The 22,214-nt window shown below is 46.0% G+C and carries 6 protein-coding genes and 1 pseudogene; 3 read left to right on the top strand and 4 right to left on the bottom strand.

Annotated elements, in window-relative coordinates:
- The 3 genes from NDA06_RS13970 to NDA06_RS13960 all read right to left on the bottom strand — a co-directional run bounded on the left by NDA06_RS13970 (position 1) and on the right by NDA06_RS13960 (position 17,054).
- Positions 1-6,615 carry a non-ribosomal peptide synthetase gene (locus NDA06_RS13970; protein ID WP_190986428.1) on the bottom strand — a complete coding sequence of 2,205 codons (6,615 nt, stop codon included), beginning with the start codon at positions 6,613-6,615 and terminating at the stop codon, positions 1-3.
- 295 nt (positions 6,616-6,910) lie between these two features.
- Complete coding sequence (locus NDA06_RS13965; RefSeq protein ID WP_348251752.1) at positions 6,911-11,545, bottom strand: SDR family NAD(P)-dependent oxidoreductase; 4,635 nt, start codon at positions 11,543-11,545, stop codon at positions 6,911-6,913.
- Entirely contained in the window at positions 11,538-17,054 is a 5,517-nt protein-coding gene (locus NDA06_RS13960) for a non-ribosomal peptide synthetase (RefSeq protein WP_190986827.1), read from the bottom strand. Before NDA06_RS13960 ends, NDA06_RS13965 begins: the two co-directional genes overlap by 8 nt.
- Before the next feature lie 846 nt (positions 17,055-17,900).
- On the opposite strand from NDA06_RS13960, the gene NDA06_RS13955 reads away from it, so the two are divergent.
- The 3 genes from NDA06_RS13955 (at position 17,901) to NDA06_RS13945 (ending at position 21,513) form a co-directional block, all read left to right on the top strand.
- Positions 17,901-18,854: a sucrase ferredoxin gene (locus NDA06_RS13955; RefSeq protein WP_190986826.1), complete on the top strand. Its 954-nt coding sequence runs from the start codon at positions 17,901-17,903 to the stop codon at positions 18,852-18,854.
- A 77-nt stretch (positions 18,855-18,931) separates the two neighbouring features.
- Positions 18,932-20,083 carry an iron-siderophore ABC transporter substrate-binding protein gene (locus tag NDA06_RS13950; RefSeq protein WP_348251751.1) on the top strand — a complete coding sequence of 384 codons (1,152 nt, stop codon included), beginning with the start codon at positions 18,932-18,934 and terminating at the stop codon, positions 20,081-20,083.
- Positions 20,084-20,193: 110 nt separating this feature from the next.
- Entirely contained in the window at positions 20,194-21,513 is a 1,320-nt protein-coding gene (locus tag NDA06_RS13945) for an MFS transporter (RefSeq protein WP_190986825.1), read from the top strand.
- A 118-nt stretch (positions 21,514-21,631) separates the two neighbouring features.
- On the opposite strand, the pseudogene NDA06_RS13940 reads toward NDA06_RS13945, so the two are convergent.
- Positions 21,632-22,214, bottom strand: a pseudogene (locus NDA06_RS13940) (oxygenase); the annotation flags it as partial.

Genomic DNA, 22,214 nt, shown 5'->3' with positions numbered 1-22,214 from the left:
TTACTCTCCCTTTTTTGATTGATTATGGGAACCGCGTCGAGCCGTTCTGAAAATTGGCTGAATCGCCGCTTCCTGAGCATCAGCGTTACTCTCTTTAGTTTGGGCAATGCTTTCAGCAAGTCCAGCAATTGTTGGCAACTCAAATAGATTTCGCAAAGGAATTTCTACTTGAAATGTGCGGCGCACCTTAGAAATCAGTTGGGTTGCTACTAAAGAGTTACCACCTAACTCAAAGAAGTTGTCGTGAATACCTACCCGCTCAAGGTCGAGAACTTCAGTCCAAAGTTGCGCTAGTTTTTCTTCAACTGGATTCCGGGGAGCTATATAAGCAACTTTTGATAAAGATAGATTTTCCGGTGCAGGTAATGCTCGACGCTCGATTTTGCCATTTGCAGTTAAAGGTAACGCCTCTAAAAACATAAATGCAGATGGCACCATATAACTCGGCAGTTTCTGCTTCAAAAAGTCCTGTAGATCGTGAATACTGGGTGCTTGTTCTTTCGGCACAATGTAAGCGACTAAACGCTTGTCACCAGGGTTATCCTCCCGCAACAAAACTACTGTTTCTCGAATAGTTGGGTGCTGCATTAGCGCTGCTTCAATGTCTCCCAGTTCGATGCGGAAACCCCGCAGTTTTACCTGATTGTCAATCCTTCCGAGAAACTCAATGTTGCCATCAGGTAGATAACGCGCCAAATCTCCAGTTTTGTATAAGCGACTCTCCCCCAAAGAGTCCCCTGCTAAGGAAGGGGGCTGAATCGTTAGGTTTTTAAACGGATTAGGAATAAACTTCTGTTGTGTCAAATCAGGACGATTGAGATAGCCTCGCGCTAAGCCAACGCCGCCAATGTGGAGTTCCCCAGCCACACCGACTGGGACAGGTTGCAGGTGCCTATCGAGGATATAAAGTTGAGTATTGGCGATCGCGCGACCAATCGGAACGACAGGGAGTTCGCTTTGCCGTTGACAAGCCCAATAAGTAACATCAATGGCTGCTTCCGTTGGGCCATAAAGATTGTGTAATTCGGCATCCAACCGGGCAAAAAAGCGTTGCTGAAGTTCGGAAGATAAAGTCTCACCACTGCAAATCACTCGTTTGAGACATTGACATTTTTGCACTTCCAATTCTTCTAAAAAAACCTGAAGCATTGGTGGCACAAAATGAATGGTAGTGATTTGCTCAACAGCAATCAGCTCCACTAAATAAGCGCTATCTTGATGCCCTCTTGGTTTAGCGACAACCAGACGAGAACCCGTTATCAAAGGCCAAAAGAATTCCCATACAGAAACATCAAAGCTGAAGGGAGTTTTCTGTAAAACTCGGTCAGTTTGTGTTAGTTGATAAGTATCTTGCATCCACAGTAAGCGATTGCAGATACCGCGATGGGTATTCATTGCTCCTTTGGGAGTTCCTGTGGAACCAGAGGTGTAAATAACGTAAGCTAAATTTCCCGCATTTACACTGCTAGAAGGATTTTCTAAGCTCTCTTGGGCAATGCTTTCCCAATCTGCATCGAGGCATAAAACTTGAGCATTGTGTTTGGGAATATTTTCAACTAAATGCTGTTGAGTTAATAGTACGGTTACTTGAGAATCTGACAGCATGAAAGCTAGGCGCTCTGGAGGATAAGAAGGGTCGAGAGGAACATAAGCTCCACCCGCTTTGAGAATGCCAAGTAGTCCCACCACCATTTCTAGGGAGCGTTCCATACAAATACCAACCAAAACTTCTGGTTCTACGCCTAGCTTTTGCAAGCAATGCGCTACTTGGTTGGCTTGTTGATTTAATTCTTGATAAGTTAATTGTTTGCTTTCAAAAACAACAGCAATATTATCTGGTGTTTTCTCTACTTGAGCGGCAAATAGTTGATGAAAACAGGCATCTTTAGGGTAGTCAACCTGAGTGTCGTTCCATGCTACGAGTAACTGATGTTGTTCTTGCTCAGAAAGCAGAGTGGAGAACTCATAACGTGCCGAAGGTTGGCTTGCCATGACTTCAAGAGTCTTAGCGTAATATCCCCTAATCGCCTCTCTTTCTTGTAGAGGAAATGATGCTTGATATTCCAGCTTGACTTGAACGCGATCGCTTACTGGATTCAAAACAAAATTAGCAATTAAAGCAAAGTTTGTCTCTTCAAAGAAGGCCGCGTCTAATATCTCAATATTTTCCAACCCTAAAACACTTTCATAAACGTGAAAATGCGTAAAGTTAAAAGCTGTTTCAAAAAGCGATTCTCTACTTAGCTCTTTCTGCAACTCTGGCAGGGGATAGCGTCGGAAAGGTAGCAATTCCCGCTCAGAGGCAAAAGTTTCTTTTACCAAGTCTATCCAGGTTCCTCCTGGCAATTCTTGGCAAAATGGTAGTGTGTTCAAGAAAAGTCCTAAAACCTTTTCCCCATCCTTTTTTTCTAGTCTTCCATTGGAGACTAAGCCAGTTAAAATTGCTGATTGACCGCTCAACAAACTTAATACTCTTAGATGTGCTGCAAGTAGAACACTTTTTAGGGGAACGCCTGCGGATTCAGCGAGTTGCTTTAAATTTGCTGAAGTCTCATAAGAAAGGAAAATTTCCGGCACGCAAGGTTTCTTTTGATGCGTTTCTTCACCGCTAGGAAACCAGCGAGGCAGTTTTGTAATGGTACTGTCTTTTAACTTTTCGCTCCAAAAGTTGCGACATTCCTCGGAAGCGATCGCTTCCCGTTCTAAAGATACAAAGTCTCGGAAATGACTAACGGGTGATGGCAAAACTTCCAGCGTTTCTTCCCCTTCCAGCAACGCAGAATACTGTTGAAACAACTCGGAGAATAAAGAAGCTACACTCCAGCCGTCGAGAATAGCATGGTGGAAGCTGAGGGTAAGTTGAAATGTTGCGTCAGTACGGCGATTTACCTGAAATTTCAGCAGAGGAGGACGAGTCCAATCAAAATTTCGGCTTTTTTCAATTTCAAACCAATTCGTGAGTGCGTCTGCTTGTTCCGTGTCAGAAAGATGACGCCAATCTTCTACTTGCAGAGGAATTTTAACTGTGTGATGAACAAGTTGCAGGGGTTCCTTGAAGCTAGTTAAGTCGAAGCAGGTGCGTAACACTGCATGACGACTGATTAAAGGGTGAATCGCTGTTTGCAGTGCTTCCACGTCAAAAGTTGCTTGCACTTGGAAGCTGATAATGTCGTGATAAACTGCTGTTTCTGGGCTGTATTCGCTATGGAACAGCATTCCCGCTTGCAACTTGGTGAAGGGATAGGCGTCCTCTATTTCATTGGGTAATTTTTGACGATCTGCTTCCGAAATGAGGCTAAAAGGTGCAACGGAAGCAGTCTTTTCAATTTCATTCGCTTCTAGATGTGGTGCGAGTTCAGAAATTGTCTGATATTGAAAGAGTTGTTGGAGAGAGAAGTTTAAGCCGCGATTTTGCACAAGCGATCGCACTTGTATACTCCGAATCGAATCACCACCCAAAGCAAAGAAGTTGTCGTGGATGCCAACTTGCTCCAGCTTGAGAACTTCGCGCCAAACTTCCGCCAGCACCTGCTCTGCGGGCGTTCTAGGTGCCACAAACGCATCGTCTAAGTTGGGTCTAGCTACCCCCGGAGATGGCAATCCTTGACGATCTACCTTGCCGTTGGGAGTTAGCGGTAAAGACTCCAAAGTCACAAAGGCAGATGGGATCGAATACTCTGGCAGTTTCTGTTGTAAGTAAGAGCGCAATTCGCTAACTGTGGGAACTGCTGCTGACTTAGGAACAACATAAGCCACCAATTTAGAATTTCCCTCATCTTCCCGAATTAGCACCACCATGTCTCGAATTTGTGGGTGCTGTGCTAACACCGATTCAATTTCTTCTAGTTCAATCCGAAAGCCTCTGAGCTTGATTTGGCGATCGCATCTTCCCAGATACTCAATCGTGCCATCAGCTCGGTAACGCGCCAAATCCCCGGTTTTATACATCCGTGCATTTGGTTCATCGCGAAACGGATTCGGAATAAACTTTGCGGCTGTCAATTCGGGACGATTTAAATACCCTCGCGCCACTCCCGCACCGCCGATATGTAGCTCACCAATTACGCCAATCGGGACAGGTTGCAGATGCCGATCCAAAATATAAAGTTGCGTATTGGCAATTGGACGACCAATGGGAATCGAGCCAGATTGATGCTTGCCTAAAGGAACTTGATAAATACAGCAACCAACAACCGTTTCTGTCGGGCCATATTCATTTACCAACACAGTATCCGGAGCAAATTTTTGCCAAAATGCAGTGCTTTGAGCTAAAAGATTTTCGCCGCCAATAATAAAGGCTTTGGTTCGACCCGCCACTTCTTCTGGTGCTAACTGATGACGCAGCAAATCCAACTGAGCCGGGGTGATTTTAATTAAACTAAAGTCACCACCTTGACGCAGCGCAATACTCAGAGCTTCGATACCCTGCGCTTCAGAAAGCAAGATTACCCGATTCCCCACTAATAAAGGTGAAAATAATCCGGTAATCGTCATATCGAAGCTCAGGGAAGAGTGAACTGGAGCGCCTTTCCCAGCTTCGATGGCGTAAGCTTGCGAACACCAACTTAAGTAGTTCACCAATCCCCGATGGGGAATCAAGGTTCCTTTTGGCTTACCCGTGGAACCGGAAGTATAGATGACGTAAGCGAGGTTATCGGCGTTAACTTCTCTGGCTGGACTGGCTATACTTTCTTGAGCAATGCAATCCCACTCTGCATCTAAACAAATAACTTTAGCGGTGTGGTGAGGTAGCTTTTCGATTAAATGCTGTTGAGTTAACAACACGGGCATCTGAGCGTCAGACAGCATGAAAGATAGGCGCTCTTGGGGATAGGAGGGGTCTAACGGCACATAAGCTCCCCCTGCCTTGAGAATGCCGATGAGTCCGACCATGATCTCCAAAGAGCGTTCTACACAGATGCCAACCAGAGATTCGGTTGTTATCCCCTGTTTTTGCAGATAATTCGCCAGTTGGTTCGCACGTTCATTTAATTGTTTGTAGGTGAGATGTTGCTCTTCAAATGTGAGCGCGTTCGCGGAGCGTGCGGTTAGCGCGATCGCATCTGGTGTTTTCTCGACCTGCTGTTCAAACAACTGATGAAAGCAGCTATCAGCGGGGTAATCAGTCTGAGTCTGATTCCACTCCACCAGCAACTGATATCTTTCTGCCTCGGTCAATAACGGCAAGTCCGACAAACGGCAATCGGGATTCGCCACAATGCTTTCCAGCAGCGTTTGAAAATGCCCCAGCATCCGAGTAATTGTGGCTTCATCAAACAAGTCAGTGTTGTACTCCAACGATCCTGTTAGTCCTTGCTCGGTATCCGTTATCTCTAGCGTCAAATCAAACTTGGCGGTGCCAGTTTCCACCTCCAAAAGGCTCAAACTCAGACCTGGTAACTGCAACGCTGTTTTAGGGGCAGTGTGGAGGGCAAACATCACCTGGAACAGGGGTGTATAACTGCGATCGCGGCTTGGCTGTAGTTCCTCCACCAGCTTTTCAAAGGGCAGATCCTGGTGAGCATAGGCTTGTAGCGCCACTTCGCGCACCCTCGCCAGCAATTCTCGAAAACTGATGTTTTCAGACAGCAGCGTGCGTAAAACCAGCGTGTTGACAAAGAACCCAATCAGAGGCTCGGTTTCCTTTTGAGTACGATTGGTCATGGGAGTGCCAATCAAGATGTCTTCCTGCCCCGTATAGCGGTAAAGCAGCGTGTTAAAAGCCGCTAATAGCGTCATAAACAGCGTGCTTTCTGACTGCTGACTCAACGCCCTCAGCGATAAGGCAAGCGGTTGAGAAATGGTGAAAAATTGCCTCGCACCCCTAAAACTATTAGCAGTTGGTCGCGGTCTATCTGTAGGCAGTTCCAAAATTGGGGAAGCACCCGCTAATTGCTGCTTCCAGTAGTTAAGCTGAGTTTCTAGAACTTCTCCCATAAGTTGCTGTTGTTGCCATGCAGCAAAGTCGGCATACTGAATCGGAAGCTCAGGCAAAGGTGAGGGCTTGCCTTGACAAAAAGCTTCATACAATGCTGCCAATTCTTGAATAATCACACCACGAGACCAACCATCAGAAACGATGTGGTGCATCGTGAACAGCATCAGGTGTTCTGTCTCACTTAGCTGCAACAGCTTCACTCGCAGCAGTGGTTCCTGGGATAGGTCAAAAGGACGTTGCGCTTCCTCTTTTTTCGCATCTTCTAATAACTGCTGCCGTTCGTTTTCAGGCAAATCCCGCAAATCAATTACGGTCAGATTTAACACCAAATCTGAAAATTTTTCCTGCACGGGTTGTCCCCCCACCGCCATAAAACGGGTTTGCAGAACTTCGTGCCGTTGTCGAATTTTATTTAGACTTTTTTTTAGTGCTTTTACATTCAAAAATCCTGTCAATCGTATAGCGATGGGGACGTTGTAAATAGGGCTATCTGGCTCTAGCTGATGAAGAACCCACAGCCGTCGTTGATGAAAAGATAAAGGCAACGAGTTGGAATCTTTACGTTGAGAAATTCCTTGAGTTTTAACAGGACTCAAACCCTTTTGTTTAAGTCGTAGTTCTAGTAGCGCCCGTTGTTCCGGAGATAAAGCAGCAATTCTTTGAGAAATATTATTCATAATTAATCACCTATAAAAGCTTAGTGCTTGAAAAAGAAGTGAGAGTATATAGCATTTCCATTTGATTCGTGAGATTTTTTTAACGAACCGCAGAGGACGCCGAGGGCGCAGAGGAAAGAGAAGAAGAGAGAAGATGAGTTCGCGAATCAAATAGGATTGCTATATAGCACCATAAACAATTTGTAAGATTTTCCATTTCTCTTCCTCTCTTCCTTGGCGCTTTTTGCGTCTTGGCGGTTCGTTCACAAAGATAATGTTCGCAAATCAGATATAACCGATCTAATTTTTATGCTTGCTAACGAAAGCTTGCTTGGGATTCTTTAGCAACCAGCGCTTGTATTTCATCCAAAGAGAGATTTTCCACCTCCGCTAACATCTGCTCTATCTCAGCTATTTGTTCTGGATTAGGCTGTTTTTCAGCAATGACAGTAGCAAGTTCAGCGACTGTAGAAGCTTCAAAAAGAAGAGTACGCAACGGTAATTCCACTTGGAAAGTTTCACGCAGTCGGGAAATCGTTTGTACAGCCAGTAAAGAATGTCCGCCCAACTCAAAGAAGTTGTCGTAAATTCCCACCTTTTCAATTCCTATCAGTTCTTGCCAGATATTAGCGATACCTTGCTCAATGTCATTGCGAGGAGCAACATAGGCATTTGCTTGGAGAGGTCGAGGATGTCTAGTTGCTGATAATTGACTAGAATCATCTGATGTTTGAGCGTCATAACTTGATAAAAAAAAGTTAGAAGCTTGCTCAATGACATCGGATAAATCTTGCGTTGAAATGATAACTTGAGAAAGTGAGTTTTCCAAAATTCGGCTCAAGATATCCACAGCTTCTGCGGATAAAATTCCATTTTTCAGACTTTCTTCGCGCCACTGTTTGAGCTTTTCAGGAACAGCAGTATTCACCGCCATGCCAACTTCTTGCCACGCCTCCCAGTTAATTGAGATTGTATGAGCGGATTTAAAAGGATTGCAGTGAGCAAAGGCATCCAAAAAGGCATTGGCAGCACTATAGTCTACCTGTCCAAATCCGCCTTGGATTGAGCTAAGAGATGAGCAGAGAACCACGAAGTCTAAATTGACATCCTTGAGGACATTATTTAGTACCAAAGTTCCCATCACTTTCGGAGCAAAAACGCTTTCTACAATTTCTGGTGTTTTGAGTTGAATCATGCCACCACCCGCAACTCCAGCGGCGTGGATAACTCCGTGAATCTCACCAAAACGTTCTAGGGATTGCGCGATCGCATTCTGCATTTGTTCATCATTCGCAACATCGGCAGCGACTACCAGAACATCAGCGCCTAATGCTTCCAATTCCTGCAATTTCTGAATCTTGCGGCTGGTAGGATCGAGCGCATCATGGGTTGCTAGCCATTCCTGCCATTGCTCTTTTGCAGGCAGTGCAGAACGTCCGGTTAGAATCAGCTTGGCTTGTACTGTCTTGGCAAGGTATTCGGCGAAGACAAAGCCCATCCCTCCCATGCCACCTGTAATCAGGTATACTCCCCCTTGTCGTAACCGGGTTTGGCTGGCTTTTTCTAGCGGGACTGGCTCAAATGTCTGAACCCAGCGATGATTGCCACGGTAGGCAATCATGGAGTCTTTTGAATCTGCTCCTAATTCTGCTATCAGTTGCTCTACTAAGTTGTTGGTTCCTGATTCCGAGATTGCCACATCCACTTGACGACAACTGATGTGAGGATACTCTTGAGGAATGACTTTGCATGAACCGATGATGGTTGCTTTTTCAGGACACAATAGCTCGTCGCCAATAATGTCATAAAGATTGTTACTTGCAACTAGAAGTTGAATGGAATTGCTAACGGGTTGTTGCCCTAAGGCTGGCGCTAAATAAATCAGACTGTAGAAACCAAGATTTTGGCTGGTTTCCAAGGACTGAGGCGGTGATTGGGTGATACTCCAGAGATGCGCGATCGCATTCGGGGCTTTCCCTTGTTCCCGCACGGCTTGAATCAAGGCGTAATAATCATCCTGGCAAGCGGGATTAATCGTGTAAGCGTTGCTATCAAGTTGCTTAAATTGCTCTCCAACCCGGACAGAAATCGCATCTTGTCCAGCTTGTTGCAATCGTTGGACGATTTGAGAACCGATCCCACACTCATCAACAAAAACCAGGTAGCAAGCAGATGAAATCTCTCCCGTTTTGACCAGGGGGATTTTCTTCCAAGAAGGAACATAAAACCAGTCAGTAATATCCGATTTCCCTAGCTTGCTTTCACCTGGACTAATTGCTGGGACTTCGGTTTGGGGTTCAATCCAGTAACGCTGACGCTCAAACGGATAAGTCGGTAAAGGTACGCGGTGACGTTGTTCACCAGCATAAAAAGCAGACCAATTCACCGAAACTCCTGCTAGCCAAAGCCGCCCTAAGATATTGAGTAAAAAGGCAATATCTGAGTTTTGCTCCTGGGGATGGCGTAGCGAAGGTAACACCACTTGCCCAATTGCTTCATGGGAATGCTGTTTGGTAAAGGTACATAAACTACGCCCCGCACCAACTTCTAAGAGGATGCGATTTGGCTGTTGCAGTAATGTAGAAATTCCCTCAGAAAAACGTACTGTCTGCCGTAGATGCGTCGCCCAGTAATTAGGATCTGTGGCTTCTGCTGCTGTAATCCAAGTTCCCGTAACGTTGGAGATAAAGGGAATTTGAGGAGGATTCAGTTTAATTTTTTTCACTTCCGCAATGAATGGCTCCAATATAGAATCCATCATCTGGGAATGAAAGGCATGAGAAGTATGCAAACGCCGACACTCGACCCCTTTAGCCGTGAGTTGCGCTTCAATTGCGTCTACAGCGTCAAGGGTTCCCGAAACGACGCACAAAGAAGGTGCGTTAGTGGCGGCTAAAGATAACTTCTCATTCAGTAGGCTGTTAATTTCCGCTTCTGGCAAGGAAACGGCAAGCATCGCCCCGGCTGGCATTTGCTGCATCAGTCGCCCACGAATCGCCACCAAAGCTAAAGCGTCTTCAACAGACATGACACCTGCAAGGCAAGCCGCTACATATTCGCCAATACTGTGACCCAGCATCGCTTGGGGAGAAATGCCCCAAGACATCCACAACTGAGCTAAGGCATACTCAATCACAAATAACGCAGGTTGGGCAAAGCAAGTTTGTTTGAGTTTTTCTGCGGCTGCTTCCGGATTCGGCTGGTTGGGATAAAGTAGCGATCGCAAATCCATCCCGATATGAGGTTGAAGAAGGACAGCGCAACGGTCTACTTGCTCTCGAAATATCGGCTCACTCTGGTACAGTTCCCTCCCCATATCCACATACTGCGCTCCCTGTCCGGGAAACATGAAGGCGATGGAGCGTTCAGTAGGCTCTTGGAAGTGAGTTAAAACACTTTGAGGATGAGGGGTTTCCAATTGGTTTACTAACTCCTCAACCGTCTGGCAAACCAAGATCCGGCGATGTTCAAAAGCCCGACGACCTACTTGCAGGGTGTAAGCAACATCCGCCAAATTGAGATCGGGGTGCTGCTTGAGGTGAGCCACCAAATTTGCCGTAGCCGTCTCCAGTGCCGATTCCGTTTTGGCGGAAAGTACCAATAATTGCCACGGACGAGAAGAACCCGATGCTTTTACCGTTGGCGCTTCTTCGAGAACCACATGGGCGTTGGTGCCACCAATCCCCAAAGAACTGACTCCGGCGCGGCGCGGGGTCGAATTTGCCTTCCATTCTGTCAGCTGGGTATTGACGTAAAAGGGACTATTGGCAAAATCAATCTCAGGATTTGGCTGTTTAAAATTTAAGCTGGGTGGAATCAACTTGTGTTTTAGTGCCAAAACCGTCTTCATGAGTCCCGTGACACCCGCTGCTGCATCCAGATGACCGATATTGGTTTTGACGGAACCGATGGCGCAGAAATTCTTTTTCTCGGTATTGGCACCAAAAACATTAGAAAGCGCAGTAATTTCAATCGGATCGCCTAAGACGGTTCCAGTCCCGTGAGTTTCGATATAGGTGACAGTTTCCGGATCGACTCCCGCGAGGGCAAGTGCTTCTGCGATCGCGTCTGCTTGTCCGTTGACGCTGGGTGCTGTATACCCGACTTTCTCAGAACCATCGTTATTGATGGCAGAACCTTTGATTACCGCCTGAATGCGATCGCCATCTGCGATCGCATCCTCTAATCTTTTTAAAACGACCACTCCCACACCATTCCCAATAATGGTTCCCTGTGCATCAGCATCAAAGGCGCGGCAATGACCATCCGGAGATAAAATTCCCCCTTCTTGATATAAATACCCTGTCTTTTGCGGCACCCGAATCGAAACTCCACCTGCCAATGCCATATCGCATTGGTAATTTAATAAACTTTGGTAAGCCAGAGTTGTCGCCACTAATGAAGTGGAACAAGCTGTTTGAACAGTCAGGCTTGGCCCTTTAAGATTTAATTTGTAAGAAACGCGAGTCGTGAGAAAACCTTTATCGTTGCCTATTAACTTTTGGAAACTATTGGCTGACCCGATTTGGTCGCCATTTAAATCAAAGGATAAATAGTTATTTAAGCTAGCCCCCGCATAAACGCCAATGCGACTTTCACATCTTTGGGTGTCGTAACCAGCATTTTCCAGCGCTTCCCAAGCACACTCTAAAAATATCCGGTGTTGCGGGTCGGTCATTTCCGCTTCTTTGGGGTTAAAACCAAAGAAAGAAGCATCAAAAAACTCAACATCTTCTAATACGGCACCAGCTTTTACATGATTGGGATTATCGAATAAACCTGGAGCGATTCCAGCATCTATTAATTCTTCATTGGTGAAGACCGAAATTGATTCGACTCCATCGCGTAAATTTTGCCAAAATTCTTCGACATTCTTCGCACCGGGAAAGCGTCCGCTCATGCCGATAATGGCGATGCCTTCCAGAGAATCGTAATTTGTAGCGCTATCCATGAATCTTTCTACCTTGCTTGCTCAATAGTTCTTTTTGGCGATTGATAGCCTCTATTTGCTTTCGAGCGCGCAGGACACTATCGCGTCCAACTTCGCGATCGCGCATCTCTTCAAAAGAAGGCTTTTGTTGGCTTAAATATTGCGCCAGCGAATAAATGGTTGGGTTTTGAAATAAAGTAACGACTGATATCTCTTGGTTAAAAACTGTCCGCAGTTTGTGATTCACCTGAAGCATCAGTAATGAATGTCCCCCGATATCAAAGAAATTATCGTGAATCCCGACTTTCTCTAAGTTCAGTACCATTTGCCAAACAGTCGCAATTGTTTTTTCAATCTCCGATTGAGGAGGTTGATAAACGGCTAACTCTAAACGCTGATTTTCTGGAACAGGTAAGGCGCGACGATTGACTTTTCCATTGGGTGTCAGCGGTAGAGTATCTAGAAATACAAAAGCCGAAGGCACCATGTATTCAGGAAGCGTTTGTTTTAAGCGATCGCGCAATTCATTAATCGAAAGTTCAGCATCGTGATTCGGAACTACATAAGCGACTAAGCGGCGGTCGTTGGGCATATCTTCTCTGGCAAGCACCACCGTTTCTCGCACCTGGGGATGTTGTAACAACACCGCCTCAATTTCTCCCAATTCGATACGGAAACCCCGAATTTTTACTTGGTGGTCAATTCTCCCCAGAAACTCAATATTTCCATCTGGCAAATAGCGGGCTAAATCTCCGGTTTTGTAAAGGCGGCTCTCCCCCAACCCCTCCCCTAGCAGGGGAGGGGAGCAATTCTCCCCCTGCCCTTGTAGGGAAGGGGGCTGGGGGGTTAGGTCTTTAAAAGGATTCTGAATAAACTTCTCTTGGGTTAACTCTGGTCGATTCAGATAACCTCTAGCCAAACCAAAACCGCCAATGTGTAACTCGCCCGGAACGCCAATCGGGACAGGTTGTAAATGCGAATCTAAGAGATATATCTGTGTATTGGCAATCGGACGACCGATGGGAACAATTCGCCGTTGGCTGTTACGCTGGCAATCCCAAAAAGTAACATCAATTGCCGCTTCTGTCGGCCCGTAAAGATTATGTAATTCTACTGCGCCTAGACGGATAAAAAAGCGCTTTTGTAAATCAAAAGGCAGAGCTTCACCGCTACAAAATACCCGCTTAAGGCTGTTACATTTTACTACCCCCAACTCCTCTAAAAATACTTGCAGCATTGAGGGAACGAAGTGCAATGTCGTGATTTTTTGCTTGGCAATCAGTCGGACTAAATAACCGCTATCTTGATGACCACCTGGTTTAGCTAAAACGAGGCTAGCACCCGTTAAGAAAGGCAAGAAAAATTCCCAAACTGACACATCAAAGCCGAAGGGAGTTTTTTGCAAAACTCGGTCGGTTGTTGTTAATTGGTAAGTGTCTTGCATCCACCGCAAGCGATTGTTTAACCCCAGGTGGGTATTCATCGCTCCCTTGGGCTTTCCTGTGGAACCAGAGGTATAAATTACATAAGCCAGGTTCTCTGGTGTAGCAGATGAAATAGGATTTTCTGTACCCTCTTGGGTAATCGTTTCCCATTGGGGATCTAAACAGATAATCGCTTGATGTTGCGGTAATTGATTAACCAAATATTGTTGAGTTAGCAGCAGTGACACTTGGGCATCTGCCAACATGAACGCTAAGCGATCTTTCGGATACGTGGGGTCTAAAGGTACGTAAGCGCCACCTGCTTTTAAAATGCCTAAAAGAGCGACTACCATTTCCAGCGATCGCTCCATGCAGATGCCAACCAAAACATCTGGCTGCACGCCCATCTGTTGCAGGTGGTGCGCTAACTGGTTCGCTCGGTTGTTTAACTCGCAGTAAGTTAGAGACTCACTGAATCCTGTCTCTACATTGTTGAAGATTAATGCAATCGCATCTGGTGTCTTTTCTACTTGCTGCTCAAATAATTGATGGATACACTGTTGGGGGTAATCAACTTGAGTGTCATTCCATTCCACCAGCAAAGTATAACGCTCAGATGCAGTTAATAGCGGCAAATCTGATAAACACTGCTCTGGATCGGCAACAATTCCTTCCAGTAAGGTTTGGAAATGCCCTAACATTCGGGTGATGGTGTCCGCGTTGAACAAATCGGTGTTGTATTCCAGCGTCCCGCTCAATCCCTGTTCCGTATCTATCATTGATAGGAATAAATCGAACTTTGCGGTTCCACTCTCAACTTCCGAAGTTTTGAAAGTTAACTCTGGTAACGAAACCGTCGAAAATGCGGGATTCTGGAGGACGAACATTACCTGAAATATCGGGTTATAGCTCAGATCTCGACTCGACTGTAATTCCACCAGCTTCTCGAAAGGCAAATCTTGGTGAACGTAAGCATCAATTGCCACCTTTCGCACCCGTCCCAGCAATTCTTTAAAGCTGGGATTTCCTGCCAAATCGGTACGCAACACCAAAGTATTGACAAAGCACCCAATTAAGGATTCCAGCTCAGCGCGATCGCGGTTGGCAATCGGCGAACCGACTAAAATGTCCTCCTGTCCTGAATAACGGTAAAGCAACGTCTGAAACGCCGCCAGCAAGGTCATAAATAAGGTGACACCCTCCTGCTGACCTAGCATTTTGATTGCCTCAGTCAAGGCTTTGGGCAGCACTAACGTTTGCTGCGCCCCCCGAAAAGTCTGTATTGGCGATCGCGCTCGGTCAGTCGGCAACTCTAATACGGGAAGTTCTCCCCCTAACTGCTGCTTCCAATAATTCAGATGAATTTCTAGCCTCTCACCGGAGAACCACCGTCGTTGCCAATCGACATAATCAACATATTGGATGGGAAGTTCAGCGAGTGGCGAAGGCTTTCCGGTCGAGAAAGCTTCGTAAAGTGCTGTCAATTCTCGGACTAAAACTTTAACCGACCAACCATCGGCAACAATGTGGTGCAGTGTGAGCAGCAGCATCGACTCTTCTGCGGTTAGATGCAGCAGTTTTGCCCGGAATAACGGGGGTTGTGCCAAGTCGAAGGGCGTTTGAGCCTCTGCGATCGCAAATTGTTGCGCTTGCGCTTGTCTCTCAGCATCGGGCAATTGCCGCAGATCCACCTCTGGTAAATTTAAGGTGACGCAGCTTTCCCCAGAAATCGCTTGCACGGGTTCGCCCTCCACTAGGGCAAAGCTTGTCCGCAAGATTTCGTGTCGCCGGATAATTTCGTGAATACTGCGAACCAGCACTGGCACATCCAACCGTCCTGTCAGGCGAACCGCGATGGGAATGTTATAAGCCGGAGTTCCCGGTTGCAGTTGATTGACAAACCACAATCTAGCTTGAGAAAAAGAAAGCGGATACTCGTCAGTAGTTTTCTCAACTCTGCACAAAGGTATCGATGCAGACGGAACCGCCTGAGTAAGTTGGTCGAGTATCTGCGTTGCCAGTTGGGTAATGCTAACTCCCTCGAACAAATCCGCAATCGATACAGCTACCCCCAAATCAACCTCGATCCGATTCTTCAACTCGAAAACCATCAACGAGTCGAGACCAAAACGGCTCAAAGGCTGCTCAATACTAATATTTCCTCGATGATTCTTCCTCTGCTTTCTCTGCGTACTCTGCGGTTCGTTCCGAAAATCTAATTCAAACGACGCAACACCCAGCACCCGCGCCACTTGCCTTTGCAGATAAGCCTCTAATCGCTGCTGACGCTCTTCCGACTCAACAGCCAGCAACTCCTCGCGGGTGAGAGCATCTTCATTTTCGACAGGATAGGAATTCTCTAAAATACTGCTACCAATAACATCCAATTCGCCTGCAAGATACTCCGCACGAGTAGCGCGGCGTTGAATCTTCCCGCTAGAAGTCTTGGGAATGCTGCCACCTTTAATCAGAACTACCGCATAAACTTGTATCTCATGTTCTTCTGCAACTGCCTGACGAATGGCGGCGGTGACTTCCTCAACATTCGGTTTCGAGCGAAATTCTACCTCTTGCACTACGACAAGCCGTTCTTCATTGCCGACTTCTACCGCAAAAGCTGCACCACTGCCTGAACGTAATCCTGGATGGCTGCATTCTGCCGTTCGTTCAATGTCTTGGGGATAAAGGTTGCGACCCCGGATGATAATTAAATCTTTGGCTCGACCTGTGATGAACAGTTCCCCATTGTGCAAAAAGCCCAAGTCGCCTGTTCTTAAAAAAGGCTTTCCGTCCGTATCTGCGAGGTAGGCGCGGAAGGTTTGCGCCGTTTCCTCTGGTCGATTCCAATAACCGTGACCTACACTAGGGCCTGAAACCCAAATTTCACCAATTTCATCTGGCGCACATCGGGTTAAAGTTTCAGGATTAGCAATAACAATCTCCTGTTCTGGTAAGGTGTTCCCGCAACCGACCAGAGGCTGGGAATTGTCGTCGTCATCAGCATCAATGACTTGGTTGCGTTCTAATGCCGTTTTTTGAACAGTTTTCGCGACCGGAACCGCTGCCTTGATACCACCAGAAACGATTAGGGTTGCCTCCGCCATCCCGTAACAGGGATAAAAAGCGGTTTTTAAAAAGCCGCAGGAAGCAAAGGCATCTGCAAACCGCTCTAAAGTATCTTGGCGGATGGGTTCTGCACCGTTAAAAGCGACACTCCATCTGCTTAAATCAAGGGTTTCTTTTTGCTCAGGTGTAATTTTCTGAACGCACAGTTCATAAGCGAAATTCGGGCCACCGCTGGTAGTCCCTTGGTAGTCAGAAATCGCTTTCAGCCAGCGATACGGACTCAACAGAAAAGACGCGGGGGACATTAAGTAGCAAGGGAACCCGCCATATAAGGGTTGCAGTACGCCGCCGATAAGTCCCATGTCATGATAGATCGGCAGCCAGGAGACAAATTTGCTACTGGGCGAATGTTCCATGAGTCGGTAAGTCATGGCGGCATTGTGCAGTAGATTGCCATGACTGAGCATGACTCCTTTCGGTATCCCTGTAGAACCGGAGGTGTATTGCAGAAAAGCTAATGTGTCTTGATGAATGCTTGGCGGTTCCCAATTAGCTTCGATGCCGTTGGCAATGTTGTCTGTGGTGAGCCAATTTAAAGCATCTGAGTCAGTTTTTTGAGCGAGAAGCGATCGCACTTTCGCAAAAATCGCTGTTGTGGTGAGCGCGATTTTCGCCTGTGCATCTTGCAAAATTGCTTGAATTCTGGGCGTGTTGCGTTGGTTGCGAGGCGGATACGCGGGAACGGCGATCGCGCCTGCATACAAACAACCGAAAAATGCCGCAAGATAATCCAAACCCGGTGGATAAAGCAATAAGGCACGTTCGCCACTTAAACCCATCCCTTGCAGCTGGGATGCGATCGCTCTACTGCGCCGATCCAACTCTCGATAAGTCAGGTTCTCGCCTGGTGTTTCCCCGTCCTGCAAGAAGGTAAACGCCAGTTTTTCTGGTTCGTTTACAGCTCGATAGCGCAGAATGTCTGCTAAAGTGGCAATTTTCTTAGGCGGGTTTTCTAGAAAATCTTGGCAAAAATCGACCATGTTACTTTTTCTGCTTTTTCAAGCCTGACTTTTTTAACCCTGAACGATTGAATCCGACCACAAAGTTCAAACTATCTCGTCAAACTCTCTCGTCAAAGATTCGCGTTGCCGAACCGAAACCGCCCATCTCTAGCTCCAATCCGGGTGGTTGGATTAAAAACTGAGCGCTTCATCTGTATTTGCTGTTAAATCGACGTTTTTGGGAGTTTTAGGAACCCTCGGCAGGGCAAAAAACCTCACAAATCCTGGTGTTGGCGTTAGGGTCAACGCTCCTCTTCAAGAGGGTTCTTAGCGGTAACTTTTCACTGCTATTGACATTCATTTTTAATAAGCTTGGATAACCTTAGTACAAAGCTTGCAAGTTTGGCAAGTAGCAATCGCAAAATTTTTTCAGAAATAAAATTCCGGCTTTTGCTCTTCTATGGGTTGGGGGAAGCATGACTTAAACTAGCCGGAAAGCTTCCCCCGACGTTTGTGCAGTAGAGTCTGACATAACCCCAGCCCTTCTCCTACAAGGAACGAGATTTGCTCCGCTTCCCTATTACGGAATGCGGCTGGGGGTTAGGCTTTGTATATGAGCGAACGGAAAACCGTTATAGTTTCATGCTCTCCCGGTCAAGGCGTGCAAATTTTTCTGGACGCTGAACTGGGTATTTTCAGAAAAAACTGACATGAGTTCTCAATAGACTAATTTTTTTTATACCCTTGACATTGGCAGATAAGACGTTATATGTTGCTGACCTAGTGATAATAACTTTCAATAACCAACTAGGTCGTAGTGAGCGCATCGATTGGGCGTGAGGAAATTTGAAGCAAACAAATTGTTACACCGCAAGTAATCAAGCGATGAATGGATTCTTTTGCGCCGAAGAGTCACGCCAAGCTGGAGAACAGATTATCGGGTGTGCAACGAATCACAAAATCTATGTACTGATTGAGTGTCCACCGCCTTGGACACCCGATCCACTTGATTCAAAATTCCTCCCGGCTAATTTAAAAGCCTTGAAGGAGGAAATTGATACAGAGGAGCTTTCTGTTCGGGTTGTATTGATTCATCGCGACCAAACTAAGCGCGATCGCAACAAGCGACTGATAATTTTCCGAGCAAACACCGGACTTTCAGTAGGTTACACCAAGCAAGAATTTCTGATTTCAGATATCAATGATGTAGCTTCTTTACTGAAAGACTGTTTAACAGGTAACGCTCCAAAACATGAAGCTATAGATATTCAAACCAGAGATATTTTAGTCTGTACCCACGGTAGCCACGATAAATGTTGTGCTAAGTATGGCAATCCTTTTTACAAAGCTGCCTTAGCCACTGTCTCTGACTTATCACTCGATCGTGTCCGCGTTTGGCAAGCCAGCCACATTGGCGGTCATCGCTTTGCCCCTACTGCAATTGATTTTCCAGAGGGAAGATATTATGGCAGGCTCAACCAAAAATCATTTGCTGCCATTCTGACCCGAACGGGTGACATTCAGTGCTTGAAAAATGTCTATCGTGGTTGGGGACTTTTACCTTGGGCAGCTCAAATCTTAGAAAAAGAACTCATCCTCAAATATGGCTGGGATTGGTTTAACTATCAGGTTGCCTATCAGATAATTGAGCGAAGCGAAGATGAAAGTTTTAATCAAGTTGAAATAACTTTTAAAACTCCGAATGGAGTTCTGAGTGTCTATAGAGCCGACATTATTGAAGATAAACATAAAACTCTTCATTTAAAAGGAGAATGTGACAGCAATGAATTGTATGAATTCAACCAATATATTACGAAAAACCTGGTAAGCATTTCGTAGTAATAAGTGAATTCCTAAAGATATGCTTTTAAGGCATAGAGATTCTACTTGGATTTGCAAATTATTTCTATATCTTATTGTTTGGTGTTTTTAGCGTCTTTGTGGTTAAAAAATTTTTTCAAATTATTATGTTTTCAATCAAAAAAATAGCTTATTTTTTAAGTAAAATTGCTATTTATTTTTATTCTTTTATTCTCCACCGTTATCCAATTTGGAATTTAACGAATAACTATATTCAGCGTAATATCCGACTGTTGTTAATAACACTTTTAACAATTTGTATCGTTTCTGCGTGTGGGAATAATGCCAAAAAGAATGGGACGAATAACAGTATTAATGTTTCTCTAAACTTGCCTTCTCAAGCTGTACGAGTAGTCAAGCACGCAATGGGAGAAACAAAGGTTCCCGTTAATCCGCAGCGGGTAATTGTGCTGGGAAACTTGGAGAACGTCTTAGCTTTAGGTATCAAACCTGTAGGTGCCACAACCTTAGGAGATGGGGAGTTTCTCTCCTATCTCCGAAATCAAACCGAAGGAATTACAAAACTTGGCATAAATGGGCAACCAAGCCTGGAGAAAATTTTGTTCTTGAAGCCAGACTTGATTTTGGGTTGGTCTTGGGATGAAGGAATCTATGAGAAGCTATCACAAATTGCCCCGACAGTTTTTGCTGAAGGGAGTATTACGTGGAAAGAGTGGCTGAGAACATTTGCCGAAGCGTTGGGTAAGACGCCAGAAGCCGAAAAGCTTTTAAGGAATTATAATCAGCGCGTCGAAACATTTAAAGAGCAAATGGGCGATCGCTTCTCGCAAATTCAGGTATCTGTGGTTAATTTTTGGGCAGATAAAGTCCGAATCTACATGAAGCGCTCCTTCAGTGGACTCATTCTCAATGATATCGGTATGCTCCGTCCATCAGCGCAGAATAAAGATAAAAACTCGGAAAATCTCTCATTAGAACTAATTCCCAAAATGGAAGGTGATGCGATTTTCTTAGTACTCGGAGAAGGTAAGGAATCTAAGTTAAACCAATTTACAAATCATCCGCTTTGGTTCCAATTGAATGCGGTTAAACAAGGTAAGGTATACCAAGTCAATAGCGATGCGTGGATTAGCAGTTGGGGGATTATCGGAGCCAATCGAGTTCTCGATGACTTGTTTAAATATTTGGTAATAGAGAAATCAAGCAAGGGCAAGGAATTCCCTAAAGTTGCAGCTTTGACTCAATAGTTTAATCCCTAATCAAGATTCATCCAAAACCGCCCACAATCGATAAAACACTACATTCACCAATGGGAGGGATATTCTACTCGGATGGAAACCGCCTTAACAAAACTAATATGCGAACCTTCTTCATCATTTGGATCGGTCAGCTAGTCTCAACGATCGGTAGCTATATGACCAGTTTTGCCATCCAAATCTGGATGTGGGAACTGACTGGTCAGGCGACAGCACTCGCTTTAGTGGGTTTCTTTACCCTCGTGCCGAGCATCTTAATTACACCCATTGCTGGGCTAATTGTAGACCGCTGGAACCGCAAATTCCTGATGATGATTGGCGACACAGTCACAGCTTTGTGTACCTTGGTAATCCTTTGGCTGTACCTGACCAACCATTTGCAAATCTGGCATCTTTATTTGAGTGGCGCGGTTAGCGGTGCTTTTAGTGAAATTCAAGCGCTGGCGTATTCAGTATCGATTGCGATGCTAGTGCCTAAACAGCATTACACTCGTGCTACCAGTCTGGATTCTGCGATTCATTACAGTTCGATTATTATTGCTCCAGCGCTGGCGGGTGTACTTTACTACACGATTGGATTTGCCGGGATCTCGCTCATCGATATCGTCACATTTGCGATCGCGATCGGCACCGTTCTCAAGATACATATCCCCCAACCCACAAGTAGCGAGACATCCTCTCACGATAAAGGGATCTTCCAGCCGATTATCTTCGGCTTCCAGTATATTCTGGTGCGTCCCGGTCTGCTCGCCATTGTAGTCGCGGCGTCCTTGTTCTGGTTTGCTCACGATCTGGGCGCTGCCTTGTATGCACCGATGATTTTGGCACGCACGGGAAATGATGCCAGGGTCTTAGGCAGCATCGGTTCAGCAGCCGGATTCGGTGGGGTAACGGGAGCGTTTCTCTTGAGTGCCTGGGGCGGCTCTAAGCGCCGCATCCACGGCTTTTTAATGGCAATGGTAGGGGCGGGCCTGAGTAAAACCGTTTTTGGGTTGGGTCAGATGCCAATGATTTGGCTTCCTGCTCAGTTCTGCTCATCGCTGAATTTTCCCTTATTGAGCAGTTCCAACACAGCAATCTTGCTCAGCAAGGTAAGACCGGATGTGCAAGGACGGGTTTTCGCTGCCCGATCGGCAATTAAGCAAGTCGTTAGCGCGATCGCTCTATTAATCGCTGGGCCACTTGCCGACCACGTTTTTGAACCAGCGATGATGCCAGGAGGTGTTCTTGTACCCATCCTCGGCAGGCTATTCGGCACGGGATCGGGTGCAGGGATGGCGCTTTTGTATGTCATCACTTCCATCAGCTTATTGCTGATTGGTTTGGGTGGGTATGGCTTCCGCGTGTTGCGCGACGTGGAAATCAGCTTACCTGACCATGATGTTGAGCCAGAAGTTGAGGACTCCAGATGCGGAGGCTGAGGGTGAGGTTTTTTAGGTGCAAGCCAGGTAAGCGGAAGCGTTCATTAACCGCTTCCGCTCTCAGTATTGCTGCATTATTAGAACTTGTGGCGCTAGTCGCTAGCTGTTTACCTCAGCGCTACCCAGCGATCGGCGCTACTGGTCGCTCTTCCGGTTCTATCGAATTCAGCAACGTCTTCTTCGCTAAATATTTTTTACTTTCTTCAGGATCGAAAAACCACGGAGACAGATTGGGTGGATTGTTGATACCGTTCAAGTAATCCTTGGCAACTTCTGGATTTTGAGCCATTGCGATCGCAATCTCTTGCAGATGAGCCGGAGGCGTCAACAAGCAATCCGTTAAGGCGTGCCCATGCTGACAATATTGCCAGAATTCATCGAAGACTCCCTGCATCCATGACTCATCAAAGCGTTGGTTGCCATGTTCGACAATCCGTTGCGCGACCAGATGTGCCATCTTCGTCGCGTTATTCGCTCCCTGCGCTCCAACGGGATCGTGCAAAATCACTGTATCGCCAATCCCCATCACCGTTGCACCTGATGGCAAACGACCAATCGGCTTACGCACAGTCGGTGTAATTGCCCCACGAACCCATGCTTGCTCGTCGGTTAATTCCATATCCTTGACTGTTTCGTAGTTCCACGGGGTCAATTCTTGGATGACTTGTTTGCTGAGTTCCACTAATTCTTGACCGGATTGG

It is taken from the genome of Trichocoleus sp. ST-U1, from assembly GCF_039961835.1.
Lineage (GTDB): Bacteria > Cyanobacteriota > Cyanobacteriia > Cyanobacteriales > FACHB-T130 > FACHB-T130.
This window is presented reverse-complemented; position numbering and strand designations above follow the sequence as displayed.

Coding starts and splice junctions, on each gene's coding strand:
- NDA06_RS13945 (WP_190986825.1), top strand. CDS start 20,194: ATGCGAACCTTCTTCATCATTTGGATCGGTCAGCTAGTCTCAACGATC.
- NDA06_RS13955 (WP_190986826.1), top strand. CDS start 17,901: ATGAATGGATTCTTTTGCGCCGAAGAGTCACGCCAAGCTGGAGAACAG.
- NDA06_RS13965 (WP_348251752.1), bottom strand. CDS start 11,545: ATGGATAGCGCTACAAATTACGATTCTCTGGAAGGCATCGCCATTATC.
- NDA06_RS13970 (WP_190986428.1), bottom strand. CDS start 6,615: ATGAATAATATTTCTCAAAGAATTGCTGCTTTATCTCCGGAACAACGG.
- NDA06_RS13960 (WP_190986827.1), bottom strand. CDS start 17,054: ATGGTCGATTTTTGCCAAGATTTTCTAGAAAACCCGCCTAAGAAAATT.